At 44.7% G+C, this 1,347-nt stretch carries 2 protein-coding genes; both read right to left on the bottom strand.

All coding sequences use genetic code 11. The features are described from left to right. Positions 1–173: 173 nt before the first annotated feature. Complete coding sequence (locus tag KDK17_RS18620; protein WP_257255257.1) at positions 174–572, bottom strand: hypothetical protein; 399 nt, start codon at positions 570–572, stop codon at positions 174–176. A 264-nt stretch (positions 573–836) separates the two neighbouring features. Further along, positions 837–1,347 (bottom strand): hypothetical protein (locus KDK17_RS18615; RefSeq protein WP_257275360.1); only part of this gene is annotated, 511 nt, incomplete at its 5' end.

Here is a 1,347-nt window from a genome sequence, read left to right as displayed (position 1 = left end):
TCCTCAATTTCTTGCAATCCTCGCTACGGACGCTTAAGTCCGACAGGCTGCTAGGCGCCCCCATGGGAATCCCCCTCTGATTTCTTGAATCAGTGGGGGAGGATGTCAACTGAAGTGTTTTCCAATAATTAGATGGGGGGCAGGAAAAGTGCTTACCGGATAGCCTCTCAGGCCTATGATTCATTCATACATTTTTCATAGGCTTTTCTAAGCTCGCCTTTGTTGACGTCCCGGAAGAGTTCAGCTTTGGTTGAGTAATCTTTATACACCAGCCACCTTCCGCTAAGAAGAACACTAACACCGCCGTAATAATCTGTATCTGGTATGTTCTTGTCTCCGGCAATAATCAGGCAACAAGAATTATGCTTCCCAACCGGACAAGACACATCGTACTCTTTTAAAAGGGCGCATTGAGCCCCTGCGGCAGTATATGGATTTTCAGGCGTAAAATACCAAAATGTATCTGACGGGGTGTATAGATGCTGACAGTCACCTCCGGTGATTTGCGGGCCGGCATAACTTACATTGATAAAACCAATGCAAAACAAAAAAAGCAGCTCGTACTTCTTCATCACTTTCACCATGCCATCTTTTCGGCGAGTGGTAAGTATAGCCTTATCAATTTTGAGGGGCTTTTTTGTACTGAATATTTCACTCAGATTTCATGCCTGCAAAGCCCTGCTTCGGAAGGATTGCAACGCCATGAGCCAAAACGCCATGAGCCAAAATGGTGTCTCTGTAAAAAACCACCCATCAGGTGAAATCCGCAGGGATGCTTTCTAAAATCTTTTCGGGTGGGGCAAGACAGACGCTTATCGGAAATTCTCTCAGGACTATTACTCACTCATACATTTTTCATATCCCTTCCTGAGCTCGCCTTTATTAACGTCCCGGAAGAGCTCAGCTTTGGTTGAGTAATGCTTATACAACCTCCAGCCTTTAGTGAAGGTACTAACACCACCAAAATAGTCTGTATCAGACGTTTTACTGGCACCGGCAATAGTCAGACAACACCGATGATGCCTCCCAACAGGACAATCCATGTCATTGTAATTGCAAAGAGAACATTGGGCCCCTACGACAGTCGAAGGATCACTGGCAGGAGTAAAATACCAGAACGTATCAGCAGGAGTGTATAGAAACTCACAATCACTTTCCGTTATTTGTGAACCGGCATAACTTATATTAATAAAGCCAAGGCCAACCAAAATAAGAAGTTCGTGCTTCCTCATTATTTCCACCATTTTATCTATTTGGTGAGCATTAAGTGTAGCCCTGCCAAATGTCACGACCACATCAGCGATACCATTAAAACCAATCCATCCAGCTCCATCGGAGACTGGCAAA

The organism is Endozoicomonas sp. SESOKO2 (genome assembly GCF_024606245.1).
Lineage (GTDB): Bacteria > Pseudomonadota > Gammaproteobacteria > Pseudomonadales > Endozoicomonadaceae > Endozoicomonas_A.
The sequence above is the reverse complement of the archived record's forward strand: the minus strand, read 5'-3'. Positions and strand labels throughout refer to the sequence as shown.

Bases quoted from the DNA above. Each gene is read 5' to 3' on its own strand.
- KDK17_RS18620 (WP_257255257.1), bottom strand. From the start codon at position 572: ATGAAGAAGTACGAGCTGCTTTTTTTGTTTTGCATTGGTTTTATCAAT.